Annotated in this window: 19 protein-coding genes; 14 read left to right on the plus strand and 5 right to left on the minus strand. The window is 67.6% G+C overall.

The annotated features are described in order from the left end of the window. Positions 1–8 precede the first annotated feature (8 nt). Complete coding sequence (locus ACCQ10_RS08060; protein ID WP_372362718.1) at positions 9–1,577, plus strand: SulP family inorganic anion transporter; 1,569 nt, start codon at positions 9–11, stop codon at positions 1,575–1,577. Positions 1,578–1,747: 170 nt separating this feature from the next. On the opposite strand, the gene nth is transcribed toward ACCQ10_RS08060, so the two are convergent. The 3 genes from nth to ACCQ10_RS08075 are packed head-to-tail and all read right to left on the minus strand — an operon-like array spanning position 1,748 to position 3,665. Continuing rightward, positions 1,748–2,452 (minus strand): endonuclease III, encoded by a 705-nt coding sequence (gene nth / locus ACCQ10_RS08065; RefSeq protein ID WP_372363080.1) that lies wholly within the window; start codon positions 2,450–2,452, stop codon positions 1,748–1,750. A gap of 41 nt (positions 2,453–2,493) precedes the next feature. Then, entirely contained in the window at positions 2,494–2,874 is a 381-nt protein-coding gene (locus ACCQ10_RS08070; protein WP_372362719.1) for a hypothetical protein, read from the minus strand. Between the two features lie 8 nt (positions 2,875–2,882). Next, positions 2,883–3,665, minus strand: a complete 783-nt coding sequence (locus ACCQ10_RS08075; RefSeq protein WP_372362720.1) for an enoyl-CoA hydratase/isomerase family protein — start codon at positions 3,663–3,665, stop codon at positions 2,883–2,885. Between the two features lie 164 nt (positions 3,666–3,829). Between ACCQ10_RS08075 and ACCQ10_RS08080 the strand changes: the two genes are divergently transcribed. The 4 genes from ACCQ10_RS08080 to ACCQ10_RS08095 all read left to right on the plus strand — a co-directional run bounded on the left by ACCQ10_RS08080 (position 3,830) and on the right by ACCQ10_RS08095 (position 7,355). After that, positions 3,830–4,528 (plus strand): FKBP-type peptidyl-prolyl cis-trans isomerase, encoded by a 699-nt coding sequence (locus tag ACCQ10_RS08080; protein WP_047696647.1) that lies wholly within the window; start codon positions 3,830–3,832, stop codon positions 4,526–4,528. Positions 4,529–4,646: 118 nt separating this feature from the next. Next, positions 4,647–5,444 carry a CoA pyrophosphatase gene (locus ACCQ10_RS08085; protein ID WP_372362721.1) on the plus strand — a complete coding sequence of 266 codons (798 nt, stop codon included), beginning with the start codon at positions 4,647–4,649 and terminating at the stop codon, positions 5,442–5,444. Continuing rightward, a complete protein-coding gene (locus ACCQ10_RS08090) occupies positions 5,441–6,313 on the plus strand; it encodes a sulfurtransferase (protein ID WP_372362722.1) in 873 nt (290 codons plus the stop codon). The genes ACCQ10_RS08085 and ACCQ10_RS08090 overlap by 4 nt, the downstream gene beginning before the upstream one ends. Positions 6,314–6,401: 88 nt before the next feature. Then, positions 6,402–7,355 (plus strand): DUF1684 domain-containing protein, encoded by a 954-nt coding sequence (locus ACCQ10_RS08095; protein WP_372363081.1) that lies wholly within the window; start codon positions 6,402–6,404, stop codon positions 7,353–7,355. Between the two features lie 38 nt (positions 7,356–7,393). Here ACCQ10_RS08095 and ACCQ10_RS08100 read toward each other — a convergent pair whose 3' ends face one another. Beyond that, positions 7,394–7,969 (minus strand): N-acetylmuramoyl-L-alanine amidase, encoded by a 576-nt coding sequence (locus tag ACCQ10_RS08100; RefSeq protein WP_039412435.1) that lies wholly within the window; start codon positions 7,967–7,969, stop codon positions 7,394–7,396. Positions 7,970–7,992: 23 nt separating this feature from the next. On the opposite strand from ACCQ10_RS08100, the gene ACCQ10_RS08105 reads away from it, so the two are divergent. The 9 genes from ACCQ10_RS08105 (at position 7,993) to ACCQ10_RS08145 (ending at position 16,458) form a co-directional block, all read left to right on the plus strand. After that, a complete protein-coding gene (locus tag ACCQ10_RS08105; RefSeq protein ID WP_039412437.1) occupies positions 7,993–8,484 on the plus strand; it encodes an MOSC domain-containing protein in 492 nt (163 codons plus the stop codon). Next, positions 8,481–9,008 carry an alpha/beta hydrolase gene (locus ACCQ10_RS08110; protein WP_047696642.1) on the plus strand — a complete coding sequence of 176 codons (528 nt, stop codon included), beginning with the start codon at positions 8,481–8,483 and terminating at the stop codon, positions 9,006–9,008. The genes ACCQ10_RS08105 and ACCQ10_RS08110 overlap by 4 nt, the downstream gene beginning before the upstream one ends. A 40-nt stretch (positions 9,009–9,048) precedes the next feature. Further along, complete coding sequence (locus ACCQ10_RS08115) at positions 9,049–9,555, plus strand: GNAT family N-acetyltransferase (protein ID WP_372362723.1); 507 nt, start codon at positions 9,049–9,051, stop codon at positions 9,553–9,555. Positions 9,556–9,741: 186 nt separating this feature from the next. Then, complete coding sequence (locus ACCQ10_RS08120) at positions 9,742–11,355, plus strand: ABC-F family ATP-binding cassette domain-containing protein (RefSeq protein WP_372362724.1); 1,614 nt, start codon at positions 9,742–9,744, stop codon at positions 11,353–11,355. Then, positions 11,334–11,525: a hypothetical protein gene (locus tag ACCQ10_RS08125; RefSeq protein WP_082925879.1), complete on the plus strand. Its 192-nt coding sequence runs from the start codon at positions 11,334–11,336 to the stop codon at positions 11,523–11,525. Before ACCQ10_RS08120 ends, ACCQ10_RS08125 begins: the two co-directional genes overlap by 22 nt. Next, positions 11,522–13,657 (plus strand): bifunctional 23S rRNA (guanine(2069)-N(7))-methyltransferase RlmK/23S rRNA (guanine(2445)-N(2))-methyltransferase RlmL, encoded by a 2,136-nt coding sequence (gene rlmKL, locus ACCQ10_RS08130; protein ID WP_372362725.1) that lies wholly within the window; start codon positions 11,522–11,524, stop codon positions 13,655–13,657. Before ACCQ10_RS08125 ends, rlmKL begins: the two co-directional genes overlap by 4 nt. A 138-nt stretch (positions 13,658–13,795) precedes the next feature. Further along, entirely contained in the window at positions 13,796–14,572 is a 777-nt protein-coding gene (locus ACCQ10_RS08135; protein WP_039412455.1) for an NAD kinase, read from the plus strand. Between the two features lie 180 nt (positions 14,573–14,752). Beyond that, positions 14,753–15,718: a 5'-nucleotidase gene (locus ACCQ10_RS08140; protein WP_047696635.1), complete on the plus strand. Its 966-nt coding sequence runs from the start codon at positions 14,753–14,755 to the stop codon at positions 15,716–15,718. Then, on the plus strand, positions 15,715–16,458 hold the full coding sequence (locus ACCQ10_RS08145; protein WP_372362726.1) for a spermine/spermidine synthase domain-containing protein: 744 nt from the start codon (positions 15,715–15,717) through the stop codon (positions 16,456–16,458). Before ACCQ10_RS08140 ends, ACCQ10_RS08145 begins: the two co-directional genes overlap by 4 nt. Before the next feature lie 150 nt (positions 16,459–16,608). Here the strand turns inward: ACCQ10_RS08145 and ACCQ10_RS08150 are convergent, their stop codons facing one another. Further along, entirely contained in the window at positions 16,609–17,175 is a 567-nt protein-coding gene (locus tag ACCQ10_RS08150) for a DUF2939 domain-containing protein (protein ID WP_372362727.1), read from the minus strand. Positions 17,176–17,259: the final 84 nt, after the last annotated feature.

Genomic DNA, 17,259 nt, shown 5'->3' on the forward strand with positions numbered 1-17,259 from the left:
AGTCGATCATGAACACATCAGGTATCGGCGGATATTTCCGTCAGGGGCTGTTCGGGCGTGACTTGCTGTCATCGGTCGTGGTCTTCCTGGTCGCATTGCCCCTGTGCATGGGCATCGCAATCGCTTCCGGCATGCCGCCGGCCGCTGGCCTGATCACCGGCATCGTCGGTGGGTTGGTCGTTGGCTTTCTGGCGGGCTCTCCCTTGCAGGTGAGTGGTCCGGCCGCCGGCCTGGCTGTGTTGGTGTTCGAACTGGTGCGAGAGCACGGCGCCGCCGCGCTCGGCCCGGTGATCTTGGTGGCCGGTGCCATCCAGCTGGTCGCCGGTCTGTGCCGTGCGGGTGTGTGGTTTCGGATGACGTCGCCGGCCGTGGTGGCCGGCATGTTGTCGGGCATCGGCATCCTGATCGTGGCTTCGCAGGCACACGTGTTGATGGACGCCGCGCCCAAGGCGCGTGGTCTGGAAAACTTCGCTGCACTGCCGGCCGTGTTGTGGCAGGCCATCAGCGAGGGCACCGGCCGTACCGCATTGTTGGTGGGTCTGGCCACGATCGGCATCATCCTGGCCTGGGACAAGCTGCGTCCGCAGCGTCTGCGCTTCCTGCCGGGTGCGTTGATCGCGGTGGTAGCGGTGACGGCAACGGTGCAGTTGCAGGGCTTGAACGTCAACAAGGTCGACGTGCCGACTAACCTGTTCTCGGCGATCAGCATCCCCAGCCTTTCCGACATCTTTGGCGTGTTCAACCACACGTTGCTGGTGTCGGCGGTGACTTTCGCCTTCATCGCCAGTGCCGAAACGCTGCTGTCGGCGGCGGCGGTGGATCGCATGCATCAGGGGGCGCGCACGCAGTACGACCGTGAGCTGGCGGCGCAAGGTGTGGGCAATATGCTGTGCGGCTTCCTGGGCGCACTGCCGATGACCGGCGTGATCGTGCGCAGTGCGGCGAATGTGCAGGCTGGTGCTGCCACGCGTGCGTCGACCATCCTGCATGGCGGTTGGCTGCTGGTGTTCGCGATGCTGTTGCCGTGGCTGCTGCGGATGACGCCAGTGGCGTGTCTGGCCGGCATCCTGGTCTACACGGGCGTGAAGATGATCAAGATCGGGCAGGTCAAGGAGCTTGCGACCTACGGTCGTGGCACCGCGGCGATCTACCTGGCGACCACTTTTGCGATCGTGGCGACCGACCTGTTGACCGGCGTGTTGATCGGCTTCGGCCTGTCGCTGTTCCGTCTTGCCCTGCATTCCTCGCGTCTGAAGGTCGAAGTGCGCGAGCACGCTGACAAGAAGGACGAAATGCACCTGACCCTGCAGGGCTCGGCCACCTTCCTGAAGGTGCCGGCCATGGCGCGGACGCTGGAAAGCGTGCCGCCGAACACCGCGCTGCACCTGGACGTGGCCAAGCTGCATCACGTCGACCACGCCTGCATCGAGTTGCTGCGCGACTGGAGCCGGAATGCGGCCTCGCGTGGCTGCGAGCTGGTGGTGGACTGGAAGGAGCTGGACCGGCGCGTCGAAGGTCAGCCGACCGTTGACAGCGTGCTGGTCGACAAGCGCGTCGAGCAAGCCAAGGCTGCATAACCTGCTGTACCTGCCCGGCGTACGCGCCGGGCGACCCTCTATCGTGACCGGATGATGCATGGCGCCGAAAGACGCATCATCCGGTCGCGATTTTTTTTGAGCCGGGATTGGGGAATCGGGATTTGGATTCGCAAACGCAGCGGTCGCGCTGGCGAGGTGATTGCTCGGAGTCAGGCGGTGGGTTGCTTGTTGCGGTGGCGCGACTGCTCAGCCTGTGGGCGTTGCCGGCCGTTCGGGGCGGGTGCGGGGGTCTTGTCGCGGTACCGGCATAGATCGTGGATTACGCAGCCTGGGCAGTCGGGTTTGCGTGCCTTGCAGACGTAGCGGCCGTGCAGGATCAGCCAGTGATGCGCGTCGTGGAGAAACTCGGCAGGAATCACCTTGACCAATTTGTCTTCGACGGCGCGTACGTCCTTGCCTGGCGCAAGGCCGGTGCGGTTGGAGACGCGGAAGATATGCGTGTCCACCGCCATGGCGGGCTCGCCAAACGCGGTGTTGAGCACCACGTTGGCGGTCTTGCGGCCGACTCCGGGTAATGCCTCCAAGGCAGCGCGATCGTGCGGCACTTCGCCGCCGTACTGCTCCAGCAGGATGCGGCAGGTGGCGATGACGTTCTTGGCCTTGGCGTTGAACAAGCCGATGGTCGCGATGTAGCGCTTCAGGCCTTCTTCGCCCAGATCCAGGATGTCGCGCGGGGTATTGGCCACTGGATACAGCTTGCGGGTAGCCTTGTTGACGCCAACGTCGGTGGCCTGCGCCGAGAGCAGCACCGCAATCAACAATTCGAAGGGTGTGGTGTATTCCAGCTCGGTGGTTGGATGCGGGTTGAGTTCGCGCAGCCGCGCGAACATTTCCTGGATCTCGGGCTTGCGCATGCTGCTGCCGCGGCGCGGAGTGGCAGTGGGGCGGACCGCGCTCACGGCTGCGCGCCTCCGGCGGCCTTGGCCTTGGCGCGTGCAAGGATGGCGGCGGCCAGTGGCGGCAATGCGGGTGCGGCTGTCTGGCTGGGCGCCGGGGCAGGCGCGCGTCGCGCGTCGCGCTCGGCTGCGCGACGTTGCAGGCGGGCGTCACGTGCGCGGTAGCGTTCGCGCGCAGCCCAGGCAGTGCGCAGGCGATGCTGCGCGGCGAGCAGGGCGGCAACCACCTCTGCCGGCGTGGCGTTCGGGTCGTCTTGCGCCTGCATCGGTTGGTAGCCCATCAGGCCGAGCGCAATCGCGCGATCGAGATCGTCTGCCTGTACGCACGCGAACATTTGCAATGGCAGCGCGGGCGATGCAGGGGTGGAGTCGGGCAGCATGGCCAAGCTCAGCGATTGAGGAAATGGGCAGCGCGCTTGTCGAGAAAGGCGCGGGTTCCTTCGCGCATGTCCTCGCTGGCAAACAACAGCGCAAATTGCGCGGTTTCCAGTTGCAGGCCTTCTTCCATCCCGCATTCTCCGCCGAACACCACCGCGTCCAGGATGCCGCGCAATGCCAGCGGTGCGGCGGTGGCCAGCCGCTGCGCCAGTGCCAGGGTTTCGTCCTGCAAGGCGTCCGGCTCGGCCACCCGGTTGACCAGCCCGAGTTGCAGCGCACGCGCCGCATCGATCGGCTGGCCGAGCAGGCACAGCTCCAGCGCTGCCGCGCGTCCGGTCAGGCGCAGCAGGCGCTGGGTGCCGCCGAAGCCGGGGATCAGGCCGAGATTGATTTCCGGTTGCCCGAGCCGTGCGGTCGCTGCGGCAATGCGCAGGTGGCAGGCCATGGCCAGCTCCAGGCCGCCGCCAAGCGCAAAGCCGTTGACCATGGCGATCACCGGCTTGGGCATGCGTTCGATGCGGCGCATCAACTGCTGCCCGACCAGCGAAAACGCACGGCCTTCCATGGCCGACAGCGCACTCATCTCGGCGATGTCCGCGCCGGCCACGAACGATTTGGGGCCGGCACCGGTGAGGATCACCACGCGCACATCGTCGGCGCTCGCGGCGTCTGCGAAGGCCTGATCCAGCGCCAGCATGGTGTCGCGGTTCAAGGCGTTCAGCTTGTCTGGGCGATTGACCGTAATGGTCCGGACACTGGCGTGATCGGCGATCAGAATGACGTGGCTGGACATCGAAAACCCTTGAGAACGTAAAAAAATAGTAAATGCGGAACTTCCGAAAGCCTTGCTGGTCCTAGCTTTCGTGATAAGTAGCGGTTCGGTATCGCGGCCGCTATCCTAGCGCGTCATCTCAGGCGGCAGACCCGTCCTGTGCCACCACCCTGGAGAATTGTTTGATGAAGTTGCGTTCTATCGCGGTCGCTGTGGCGGCCCTGGCCCTGACGGGCAATGCACTGGCCCAGGACACGACGTCCGAAAAGGGCAAGTTGAGCTATTACTTCGGTTACGACTACGGCAATAACCTTGCCGAGCTCACCGGTCGCGGCGAGCAGCTCGACATCAACTCGGTGGTAAAGGGTCTGCAGGACGCCTATGCCAAGAAGCAGCCGGCGATCACCGCCGACCAGCTGAAGCCGGCTGTCGAAGCGTTCCAGAAGCGTGAGCAGGGCCGTGCACAGCAGGCCAAGGCCGAGTACGACAAGGCCGCTGCCGCCAACAAGACCAAGAGCGATGCGTTCCTGGCCAAGAACAAGAGCACCGCTGGCGTACAGACGCTGCCGAGCGGCGTGCAGTACCGCGTGATCGAAGCAGGCAAGGGTGCCAAGCCGACCCAGGCCAGCACCGTGCAGCTGGAGGTGGCCGGTCCGTATCCTTTCGGCGACCGCGAGAAGGCGCGCCCGGCGCAGCAGATCCCGGCCATCAAGGTCAGCGAAGTCGAAATGAAGGCCATGCGCGAAACGCTGCTGCAGATGCCGTCCGGCTCGAAGTGGGAAGTGACGTTGCCGCCGGAGCAGGCCTATGGCGCCGATCCGCGCACGCCGTTCCCGCCGAACGTGGCCGTGCAGTTCGAGATCAAGCTGGTCAGCGTCAAGTAACTGCGGTTGCTGTTGCACTGACAACGCCGGCCAACAGGCCGGCGTTGTCGTTTTTGGCCCGGCCAAGGTGCCTGAAGAGATCGATGAACGTCCCACACCGCGTCTGCAGCAGCAAACGATGAGTGCCACCGACGCGGCCGCCGGGTCTCTGCCCAGTCCATGTATCGGTGTATGTTCGTTGGACGCGCAATCGCACTGTGTCGGCTGCCTGCGCAGCCTGGATGAAATCGCACGCTGGATGAGCATGAGTGACGTCGAACGCCAGGAGTTGTTGCACACAGTCTTGCCGGCACGGGGCCTGGTTGCCGCATTGCCCGAGTACGCGCAGCTGCGACGCGCGCTGTACCCGCTGGATACCGCGCCTGCCGGGCCGGGCTGGAACCATGCCGAACTGATCGATCTGAGCGAGGGAGGCGCGTCTGCCGAAGCGGCGGTGCTGTGCGGCCTGGTGCCACGCGCGCAGGGCACGACGGTGCTGCTGACCCGGCGCACCGACAGCCTGCGCCACCATGCCGGGCAGGTCAGTTTCCCGGGGGGGCGGATGGAGCCGTCCGACGTCGACGCCGCCGCGGCCGCATTACGCGAAAGTTGCGAGGAAATCGCCCTCGGTGCGCAGCAGGTGCACGCGCTGGGCTATCTGGACCCATTCCTGACCGTGAGCGGATTCCGGGTGACGCCGGTGGTGGCAGTGGTCGACCCTGCCTTCGTCGCGGTGCCGCAGCCGGATGAGGTGGCCGAGGTCTTCGAAGTGCCGCTGGCCTACCTGATGGACCCGGACAATCTGCGCAGCGTGGAACTGGAATTTCGCGGGCGCCCACGCCGCGTGCTCGAATACGACTGGCCCGGGCAGCGCATCTGGGGCGCCACCGCGGCCATTCTTCTCAATCTTCGTCGTCGCCTGGAGCAGGTTGCATGAGTGTCGATCCAAACTGGACCACGTTGGTGGACGTCAGCACGCTGGCGGGCACGTTGGCGCACCCGCAGGTGCGCGTGCTGGATGCGCGCGCCGCGCCACCGACTGCCCCGGACCCGGAGGCCGCACGCAAGGCGTATGCGCAAGGGCATTTGCCCGGCGCGTTTCATGCCGATCTGGACCACGACCTGGCCGACCTGTCGCGTCCCGGTCAGGGGCGGCATCCGTTGCCGCATGCCGCCGATTTCGCCCGCCGTCTGGGCGGGTGGGGCATCGATCCGGCGAGTCAGGTGGTGGTTTACGACGCGGGCGACGGCAGCATGGCGGCCGCGCGCGCGTGGTGGATGCTGCGCCTGATGGGGCATCGGCGCGTGGCGGTGCTCGATGGCGGGCTGGCTGCGTGGCGCGCTGCCGGTTTGCCGGTAACCGGCGAGCAGCCGGAGCGGCACGAGGGGCCTGCGTACCCGGGTAGCTTCGACAGCGCTGCCGTGGTCGACGCCGAGCACATCCTGGCGCGGCTGGGGCAGGCGCCGGGATGGCTGCTGGACGCACGCGCGGGCGAGCGCTTTCGCGGCGAGCTGGAGCCGATCGATCCGGTGGCCGGCCACGTGCCGGGCGCGATGAGTCGTCCGTTGGGGCTGAGCCTGCGCGATGGCCGCTTCAAGCCGGCCGAGGAACTGCATGCGGAACTGTCTGCGCTGCTGGGCGCGTACCGGCCCGAGCAGGCGGTAGTGATGTGCGGCTCCGGCGTGACGGCCTGCCACCTGCTGCTGGCGCTTGAAGTGGCCGGGCTGCCCGGTGCGCGGGTGTACGCCGGTTCCTGGAGCGGTTGGCTGCAGGATCGCTCGCGTCCGGTCGCGACCGCTGCCTGATGCATGCACAATGACTGCAGGAATGGTGGTCTGTGGGGACGCAGGCTCGCTGCGCGGAGCGCAGTTTCTTGCAGAGTTGGGTGGCGACATGCGGGTGCAATTGCAGGCCGGCGCCTTGTGCGTCGCAGTGATGTCGATGACGGCGTGCTCGGCGGGTTCGACTGCCGACACCAACGGTGTGCGGGGCGCCAGCCGTGACGAGGACGACGGGCAGCAGGTCTATCAGGTCGCTCTGGAGCAGGCACGTGCGCAGCGGCTGGCACGGTTACGGGCGCCGGATGGTTGGCTGAGCTACACAGGCTCCGGCCGCGTCCGCGCGGGCCGGTACCAGGTGGGCAGCGATCCGCGCAGCGACCTGGTGTTGCCGGCCGGTCCTGCGCACCTGGGCCAGCTGAGCCTGGACGCCTCCGGCCACGTGCGCTTCAAGGCAGCCGCCGGCGCAGGCGTGAAACTGCACGGTCGGCCGGTCGATGAAGTCAGCCTGGAGCCGGAGCGCGTCGATCAGCCCGGCGACCGCCTGGACGTGGACAACCGGCAGTTCTACCTGGTGCAGACCGGCGCGTTGTTCGGCTGGCGGTTTCGCGACCCGGCGGCGCCCGTATTGGCTCGGTTCCAGGGCTTCGACTATTTTCCGATCGATCCGCACTGGCGTGTTCAGGCGCGCTGGCAGCCGTATGCCACGCCGCGGACCGTGACCTTGCTGACCTCGATCGGAACGCCACTGACGGTGGACGTGCCGGGCGAGGCGGTGTTCGAGCGCAATGGGCAGACCTATCGCCTGCAGCCGATCGCGCAGGAGGACGGCAGTGGGCTGTTTTTCCTGTTTGCCGATCGCACCAGCGGCAAGGAGAGCTACGGCGGCGCGCGCTATCTGTTCACCGCGCTGCCGCGCGATGGCCATGTGTTGCTGGATTTCAATCTCGCGGAAAACCCGCCCTGCGCGGTGACGCCGCATGTGGTCTGCCCGATCGCGCCGCCGGAAAACCGGCTCGCCGTGGCCGTCAATGCGGGCGAAAAAACCTATCGTGCTCCGGAGCCGTGAGGCGCCGCTGAGGCGCTGCTCCAGCGCAGGGCGTGCGGTCAACGCAGGCTGTGCGACCAGCCAACGGCTGCATGGATGCGTGACCACGGAAACAACGGGCCGGGGTCGAGCTTGCGCTGGATCTTGCGGGACGGGTCGTCACTGGCCGCTTCCTGCGTGGTATCCAGCTCCTGATGCCCGGCGATGCGGCGCACCGATGGTAGCTGCTGCTGCAGCCACTGCAGCAAGGTGATGAGTGCGCCGATCTGCGGCTCCGGGTACGCCTCGCTCATCAGTTGATGGCGCGAGTCGAGCCAGTGTGGATAGCGGCCGCGGTTGACCAGTTCGATGCCAAGTGTGTGCGGATTGTGGCCGCGCACATGATGGGCGACGCGCTCCAGCGCGACGTACTGCTGGATGCTGCCGTTGCGGTCGATGTAGTAATGCCCGCTGTTGCCGGTGCCGCTGTCGTAGAGCACGCGCTCGCCGTAGTCGCGCGCCATCGCCATGTCCGGCAGTTCGGTGCAGTGGATGACCACCATGTCAATGTGCCCGAGCGGGCGCCGCGCCAGTCGCGATTCGTAGGGCAACGGCGCGTAGGTGATCGGCGGCGACGGCAGGACGGCATCGGACATGTGGCGAATGCTAGCATTCGACGATGGCCTTGAATCCCGATAGCCCCCTGGGCAAATTGATGGCGACGCTGCCGCAGACCGGTCAGGTGACCTGGATCGGCGTGCGTCCTGCGCGTGATGTGGACATGCTGGAGGTGGACGCCGCGCAGGCCACTACCGGTATTGGCTTGGTGGGCGACCGCTACAAGGGCGGCAGCGGCAAGCGGGGCGTGACCCTGATCCAGGCCGAGCACCTGCCGGTGATTGCGGCGCTGGCAGGGCATGCGCAGATCGCACCGGCCACGCTGCGACGCAATCTGGTGGTGTCCGGCATCCCGCTGATCGCGTTGAAAGGGCGGCGCTTTTGCATCGGCGAGGTCGAGCTGGAAGGCACCGATCCCTGCGACCCGTGCTCGCGCATGGAAGACGCACTGGGTGCTGGCGGCTACAACGCGATGCGCGGACATGGCGGCTTGTGCGCACGCATCCTGCGCGGCGGCGTGCTGCGCATTGGCGATACGGTGCAGGCGCTATGAGCCGCGGGCACTGCATCCTCGCGCATGGATTCGAGAGCGGTCCCGATGCCTTGAAGGTCACCGCGCTGGCCGAGGTGGCCGAACGTCTCGGATGGACCCACGAGCGGCCGGACTTCACCGATCTGGATGCGCGCCGCGATCTGGGCCAGCTGGGCGATGTGCGCGGGCGTCTGCAACGGTTGCTGGACATCGCGCGTGCTGCGGCCGACAAGGGCCCGGTGGTGCTGGCGGGGTCCAGCCTGGGGTCGTATATCGCCGCGCAGGTCTCGCTGCAGGTGCCCACGCGTGCGCTGTTCCTGATGGTGCCGCCGACCAGAATGGGGCCGTTGCCGGCGCTGGATGCGGCGGCGGTTCCGATTTCGATCGTGCATGCCTGGCACGATGAACTGATTCCCGCCGCCGAGGTGATCGCCTGGGCACAGGCACGCGCCGCGCGGCTGTTGCTGGTCGACGACGGACATCGCCTGGCATCGCATGTCGACGCGTCGGCACGCGCGTTTGCCGAACTGCTGCAGAGCCTGTGATGCGCCATCTCGGGCACCTGCGTCGCCGGCGAGCCGGGCAATGAGCATTCTGATCCGCGAAGCGTCCGAGGGCGATGCGGCGGCCATCGAGATCCTGACGATGGTGGCATTCATGCGCGACGAGCACAGCCGCCACGACGAACAGCATGTGATCGCTGCACTGCGCGAGGACGGCGCGCTGGCGTTGTCGCTGCTGGCCGACCATGACGGGTATGTAGTGGGGCACCTGGCGGTGTCGCCGGTGTCGCTGTCGGACGATTCGCCCGGCTGGTTCGCGCTGGGGCCGCTGGCCGTGGGGCCGGGGCACCAAAAACAGGGTCTGGGCACGCGGCTGGTGCAGGCGGCGCTCGCCAGCCTGCGCGAGCGCGGTGCGGCCGGTTGCCTGGCGCTGGGCGAGCCGGCGTTCTTCAAGCGGTTGGGCTTTGCGGTCGAACCCGGGCTGGTGTTGCCCGGTGTGCCCGCATCGGAACTGCAGGCGCTGGCCTTCGGCGACCGTCTGCTGCCGCTGGCCGATGTCGCCTACCACCCGGCCTTCGGGTTGGGCTGAGCGCCGGCTGCATGAGCACGGGTCTGCCGCCCGTGTATTGCCGCTGGAGCTGCAGGTTAGACTGGTTGCACGTAACCCGTTGAGGACCAGTCCAATGCGCCATTGATGCCGCCGTCGTGATGACGGCCTTACCTGCTGCTGGTCCGCTTGGATCGGCGCATGTGCTGGCATGCAATGGAGACCTGTATGACCTGTCCGTCGCTGACGCTGGAAGGCGTTGCGTATGTGCTGCCCGATGGCAGCCCGCTGTTTTCCGATCTGAATATCCACATCGACCAACGCGCCACCGGCCTGGTCGGGCGCAATGGCGTGGGCAAGAGCGTGCTTGCGCGGCTGCTGGCCGGTGAGCTGATGCCCAGCGCCGGGCGTTGCGTGCGCAGCGGTCGCGTGCACTACCTGCCGCAGCGGGTGAGCGTTGCGCCGGGCCAGACCATTGCCGACCTGGCCGGTGCTGCGCCGCTACTGGATGCGCTGGACCGCATCGCCGCTGGCAGCGTTGCGCCGGCCGATTTCGAACGCGTTGGCGAGCGCTGGACCGCCCATGCGCAATTTGCCGAAGAGCTCGAGCGGCAGGGCCTGGGTGGGCGCGATCCGCGTGCGCCGGCCGCGCACCTGAGCGGCGGCGAAGCGATGCGCGTGGCGCTCGCCGGTGCGTTTGTGACCAGGCCGGATTTTATGATCCTGGACGAGCCCAGCAATCACCTGGATGGCCCGCAACGCCAGCGGCTGATGGATCAGTTGCTGGCGTGGAGCGGGGGCTTGCTGGTGATCAGCCACGACCGCAGCCTGCTCGACGCGATGCAGCGGATGCTGGAGCTGTCCGCGCAGGGGCTGCGCAGCTACGGCGGCAACTACGCGTTCCATGCGCAGCAGCGCGCCATCGAACAACAGGCGGCCGCCGATCTGCTGGCCCAACGCAAACATGCGCGCACACGCGGCGAGCAGGCACTGCGCGAGCAGTTGCAGCGTCAACAGCAACGCCAAGCACGCGGTGCGCGCGCTGCGGGGCAGGCCAATCAAGCGCCGATCCTGCTGGGCAGGCAGAAGCAACGAAGCGAAGTCAGCGCGGGGCGGCTGCAGCAGCAACGTCAGTCCGAACAGCTGCGGCTGAGCGAAGCGGTGATGCAGGCCGCAGCGCAGGTGGAGGCAGATCGCGCGATCGCTGTGCTGGCGCCAACCGCACCCGCCGGCGCATCGCGGCGTCTGGCCACGCTGCGGCAGGTGGAACTGGCTGGCGGGCGGCTGGGCGGGCGGCGGGTGGACCTGCTGCTGCAGGGGCAGCCGCGGATCGGTCTGGTCGGCCCCAATGGCAGCGGCAAGTCCGCGTTGCTGCAACTGCTGGCAGGCCGCCTGCAGCCAAGTGCGGGGCACTGCCAGGTGCATGTGCCGGTGGCCTATCTGGATCAGGACCCGGAGTTGCTGGACCCGGCGCGCTCGGCCGCAGCGCAACTGTGCGATGCAGACCCGGGTGCGCCGGCCCACGCACAGCGGCTGCGCCTGGCGCTGCTGGGGCTGGACCAGGCGCGTGCCGACCTGCCCAGCGGCCAGCTCAGCGGCGGCCAGCGGCTCAAGGCGGCGCTGGCCTGCGCGTTGTACCGGGCGCAGCCGGCGCAACTGCTGTTGCTGGACGAGCCGACCAACCACCTGGATCTGGCCTCGGTGGAAGCGATCGAGGCGCTGCTGCGTCGCCACCCGGGGGCGCTGATCGTCGCCTCGCACGACGCCGCCTTCCTGCAACGGCTGGGCCTGCAGCAGCGGCTGGATACCGCGCAGCCGCAGTGGCGGCTGGTGCCGTGGTGAACCGTGCGGCGGCCGATCCCGCCGCCGGGCTGGTAATGCCGGCCGCGATGGCCGACCATTTGCGGCCCGTCCACGGCGGCCACGGCATTGCCCACCAGGGCGCCGGCCCGCTGTCCTGCTCCCACGCTCGCCGCCGCGGCCAGCGTCTTTATCGATACCTGCCTACGTGAAATTCTTCGCATCCTGTGCCAAGGGCCTGGAATACCTGCTTGCCGACGAGCTGCTCGCGCTCGGCGCCAGCAAGGCCACCGCCACCATCTCCGGCGTCAACGTCGAAGGCGAACTGCGCGATGCGCAGCGCGCCGTGCTGTGGTCGCGCCTGGCCAGCCGCGTGCTGTGGCCGCTGAGCGAGTTCGATTGCCCGGACGAAGACGCGCTGTACGCCGGCGTGGCCGAGCTGCCATGGGACGAGCACCTGTCGGTGGGGCACACGCTGTCGGTGGACGCGCATGTGTCCGGTACCGCCATCACCCATGCCCGCTATGCGGCGCAGCGCATCAAGGACGCGGTGGTGGACACCATGCGCCGGCAGGGCCTGGAGCGCCCGTCGGTGGATGTGGAAAGCCCGGACCTGCGCCTGAACCTGTCGCTGCGCAAGGGCCGCGCCACCATTTCGGTGGACCTGGGCGGCGGCCCGCTGCATCGACGCGGCTGGCGCATGGCGCAGAACGAGGCGCCATTGAAGGAAAACCTGGCTGCGGCGGTGCTGATGCGCGCCGGCTGGACGCGCGCCTATGCCGATGGCGGCGGCCTGCTGGACCCGATGTGCGGCAGCGGCACGCTGCTGATCGAAGGCGCACTGATGGCCGCCGACGTCGCCCCGGGCCTGCAGCGCTACGGCAGCGATGTGCCCAGCCGTTGGCGCGGTTTCGATCGCGAGACCTGGCAACAGCTGGTCAGCGAAGCGCGCGAACGCGACAGCGTCGGCCGCGCTGCGCTCAGGCAGGTGATCCATGGCAGCGACATGGACCCACACGCAATCCGCGCCGCGAAAGAGAATGCGCAAGTGGCCGGTGTGGCCGAGGCGATCTGGTTCGGCGTGCGTGAGGTGGGCGAGTTGCAGACCCCGCCGCAGGCCACCGGCGTGGTGGTGTGCAATCCGCCCTATGACGAGCGCCTGGCGGCCGATGCGGCGTTGTACCGCAGGCTCGGCGATACCCTGCAGCGTGTCGTACCGCAGTGGCGTGCCAGCCTGCTGTGCGGCACTGCCGAGCTGGCGTATGCCACCGGCCTGCGCGCAGCCAAGAAGTACCAGCTGTTCAATGGCGCGATCGAGTGCGCGCTGATCGTCTGCGACCCGATCGCGGTGCCGCGGCGCACCCCGCTGGCGGCGCCGACCGCGCTCAGCGAAGGCGCACAGATGGTGGCCAACCGCTTGCGCAAGAACCTGCAGAAATTCAAGAAATGGCGCGCGCGCGAAGGCATCGAATGCTTCCGCGCCTACGACGCCGACCTGCCGGAATATTCCGCTGCCATCGACGTGTACCAGCAAGCCGATGGCGACCGGCGCATCTTCCTGCATGTGCAGGAATACGCAGCGCCCGCAACGATCCCGGAAGCCGATGTGCGCCGTCGTCTCAATGAATTGCTGGCTGCCGCGCGCGAGGTCTTCGAGGTGCCGGCCGAGCGCGTTGCGCTGAAGTCGCGCGAGCGCGGCAAGGGCGGCAGCAAGTACGGCCGTTTCGAACAGCGCAACGAAATCGTCCACGTGCGCGAACACGGCGCGTTGCTGCGGGTGAACCTGTTCGATTATCTGGATACCGGGCTGTTTCTGGACCATCGCCCGCTGCGCGGCACCATGGCGCAGCAGTCCAAGGGGCGCCGCTTTCTAAATTTGTTCTGCTACACCGGCGTGGCCAGCGTGGAAGCGGCGGTGGCCGGCGCTGCCTCCACCACCAGCGTGGATCTGTCCGGCACCTATCTGCAGTGGTGCGCGGATAATCTTGCGTTGAACGGCCAGGCCGGCAGCAAGCACAAGCTGGTGCAGGCCGATGCGTTGGCGTGGCTGGAAGCCGAGCGCGCGCATTTCGACGTGATCTTTTGCGACCCGCCGACCTTTTCCAACTCCGCACGCGCCGAGGACTTCGACATCCAGCGCGAGCATGTGCGCCTGCTGCGCGCGGCGGTGGCGCGTCTGGCGCCGGGCGGCGTGCTGTATTTCTCCAACAACTTCCGCCGCTTCAAGCTGGACGAAGAAGCGGTGGCCGAGTTTGCGCAGTGCGAAGAGATCAGCCCGCGCACCATCGACCCGGACTTCGAGCGGCATGCACGCATCCATCGCGCATGGCGGTTGACTGCCTGAGGCGTGCCGCGATGGGCGGTGGGCGCGGTGCCCGTGGCAAGAGGCGCCGCAGCGGCGACGCACGCGAGGGCAGGGGGGCATGGCAACAAGCCCAGCACAGGGCTGCGGTATGCTGATTCGCATGCTTTGGAGTCGACAATGACCGCACCACCTCGCATCGCCTTTCTGGCCAGCCCTACCGAGCCCGCGGCCAACGCGCGCGCGCGCCTGGTGCAGCGCTATGGCGATCATCCGCTGGAGACGGCCGATGTCGTCTGCGCCCTGGGCGGCGACGGTTTCATGCTGCAGACACTGCATCGCCACGGCGCCGCCGACAAGCCGGTGTTCGGCATGAAGCTGGGGTCGGTCGGATTCCTGATGAACCAGTATCGCGACGATGAAGACGACTTGCTGGCCCGTCTGCAACGTGCCGAGCCGGCGCATCTGCGGCCGCTGGAAATGCTGGTGCAGACCGAATCCGGCAGCAGCGCCGGGTCGCTGGCGTACAACGAAGTCTCGCTGTTGCGGCAGACCCGCCAGGCCGCGCATCTGAGCGTGGATCTGAACGGCCAGACCCGCATCGCCGAGCTGATCGGCGACGGAGTGATGGTGGCCACACCGGCCGGCAGCACCGCCTACAACTATTCGGCACATGGGCCGATCCTGCCGCTGGGCTCGCATACGCTGGCACTGACGCCGATCGCGCCGTACCGCCCGCGCCGCTGGCGCGGCGCCATCCTCAAGGCCGATACCGAAGTGCGTTTTCGCGTGCTCGATCCGTACAAGCGCCCGGTCAGCGTCACCGCCGACTCGCACGAGATCCGCGACGTGGTGGAAGTGACCATCCGCGAATCCACCGAGCGCCGGGTCACCTTGCTGTTCGATCCGGAACACAACCTGGAAGAGCGCATCTTCAGCGAGCAGTTTGCGGTGTGAGGGGCGGGGATTGGGCATTGGGGATTCGGGATTGGCAACGACGGGAGCCGCGCACGCTGGCCGCCTGCGAGCACGTCGACGCGTTACGATGCGGCTCGCGCCATCGTGTTCCTGATCCCAAATCCGCACGCGCTGCTGCTCACCAATCCCGATTCCCGAATCCCGAATCCCGGCACCCAAATGGCTGACAACTCCCCCAGGCTCCTGACCGTCGCGGTGACCTCGCGCGCGCTGTTCGATCTTGAAGAAGGTCATGCCCTGTTCGAGGCCAGCGGTGTGGAGGCGTATTCGGCGTTCCAGCGCGAGCACGAAGACGACATCCTGCAACCGGGCGTGGCGTTCCCCGTGGTGCGCAAGCTGCTGGCGCTCAATCACGATGTGCCCGAGGAGACCCCGCGGGTGGAAGTGATCCTGTTGTCGCGCAACTCCGCCGATACCGGTTTGCGCATCTTCAACTCGATCCAGCACTACAACCTGGGCATCGTGCGCGCTACCTTCACCTCCGGCGAGCCGACCTGGCCGTATGTGAAGCCGTTCGGCACCGATCTGTTCCTGTCGGCCAATCCGGAATCGGTGCGGCGCGCGCTCACCCATGGCATCGCCGCAGCGACCATCATGCCGCGTGCGCCGGGCGAGCGTGCCGAGGCGGCTGCGGCCATCGTGGACAACGACGAGAGCCGCCTGTCCACCCAGCTGCGTATCGCCTTCGATGGCGATGCGGTGATCTTTGGCGACGAGAGCGAGCGCATTTCCCGCGAGCAGGGTGTCGAGGCATTCGGGCGGCACGAGCGCGAGCGTGCCCGCGAGCCGCTGTCGGTCGGGCCGTTCCGTAATTTTCTCTCCGCGCTGCACACGTTGCAGGCGGCGTTTCCGGCTGGCGAGTCGTCGCCGATCCGCACCGCGCTGGTCACCGCGCGCTCTGCACCGGCGCATGAGCGGGTGATCCGCACGCTGCGCGAATGGGGCGTGCGGCTGGACGAGGCGCTGTTTCTGGGCGGGCGGCACAAGGGGCCGTTCCTGGAAGCTTTCGGTGCAGACATCTTCTTCGACGACTCGCAACACAACATCGACAGCGCACGCCAGCATCAGCACGTGGCAGCCGGCCATGTGCCGCACGGCGTGGCCAACGATCCGCCGGGCGCATGAGCGCGCCGCTGCAGCCGCCCGGACGCGCTGCGCTGCGCCGTCGCTGGCGCACCCTGGAGCTGTGCTTCGACGAGCAGACGGTCCAGACACGCATGTCGCGCTGGGCGCCGTATCGGTTGATGCTGCCGTATACGCGCAGCATGTTGGCGGCGTTGTGGCTGCAGCCGCGGCCAGAGCGCATCGGCGTGATCGGTGTGGGCGGCGGTGCGCAGGTAAAGTTCTGCCATCGGTATCTGCGCAACACACGCGTCGAGGCGGTGGAAGCCGATGCGCAGGTGCTGGCGCTGCGCGATGCGTTCGCGCTGCCGCGCGACGATGCGCGGCTGGAGATCAGCCTGGGCGATGGCGCGCAGTGGATCGGCCCGCGTGCCGGTCGCTATGACCTGTTGCTGCTGGATGCCTACGACACCGACGGGATTCCGCCGGCCTTGTGCACGCCGGCGTTCTACGCCCAGTGCCGCGCGGCATTGACCCCTGACGGCGTGCTGGCGTTCAACCTGTACGACGTGCCCATCGCCGGGCACCTGGCACAGCTGCGTTCGCTATTCGACGGCCTGGTGCTGGCGTTGCCCGAGCCGGATCTGCGCAATCAGGTGGTGTTTGCCTGGAACCGCCGACATACCCCGGCAACCCCGGAACAGGTCTTGGCGCCGTTGCCGTGGGCAGCACGCCGGCAGCTACGACCTTCGATGCTGCGGCTGCAGGCGGCATGGACCGAGCGCGCCTGGCGGTTTGCATAAGGCGTCAGCCTGCGTGGTGCGCCAAGCGGGGATGGCGGCAGCCACGCGGCACGCGTCCGCCAACTGCGTGCACGATGTTGCAGTCCATCGGTGCAACGTGTCGACCAGCGCTTGCTCGCACGCCCGGTCGTCCGCATCCGTACGCAACACCTACGGCGCGGGCGAACCGTCTTGGGCACCGAGCGGTAGCTGGATGTCGGTGAGTCGCCAGCGCAGGCCCTGGCGGGTGAGCACGAACACCACCGGTGCGCCGGTGGCGGTGTACGTGGTGGCGGTGAAGCGGCGGGTGGATTCGAAGCGTTGCGTCGCGCCCTGCAGCGGGCGGGCAGGAGACGGCGCGGCATAGGTGTCGGCGCTGACGGTGTCGCCGATGACGCGGTTCCACACGCTGTGGCCCTGCAGCAGCGCACCAATCCCCAAGGGCGTGATCAAGGTATCCACGCCAGCGCCGCTGATGCCGCTGGCCAACCGCAGCGCGACACCGCCCAACAGGCTCGACTGCGCGCTGCTGCCGGCCTGGCGGATCAGGTAATCGTCCAGTTGCGCCTTGAGGTTGACGCGCAGGCTGGGGAAATCGACATGGCGATCCAGCTGCCCGGCATCGCGGTCGGCGACCGCCTGACTGATGCCGCGGATGGCCAGGTACGGCCCTGCCACCACGTAGCCGGCCAGCAAGGCGACGATCAGCAAGGGCAATAACCACCAGCGTTTTTTCATCGTTCGCACTCCGTTGCCAAGGGCGGTGGTGGTTGCCTGCACTCTGCGGCAAATGGCCGGCACGCGCTGATCGACTGCAGCGCA

It is taken from the genome of Xanthomonas sp. NCPPB 1325, assembly GCF_041477645.2.
GTDB classification, from domain to species: domain Bacteria; phylum Pseudomonadota; class Gammaproteobacteria; order Xanthomonadales; family Xanthomonadaceae; genus Xanthomonas; species Xanthomonas cannabis.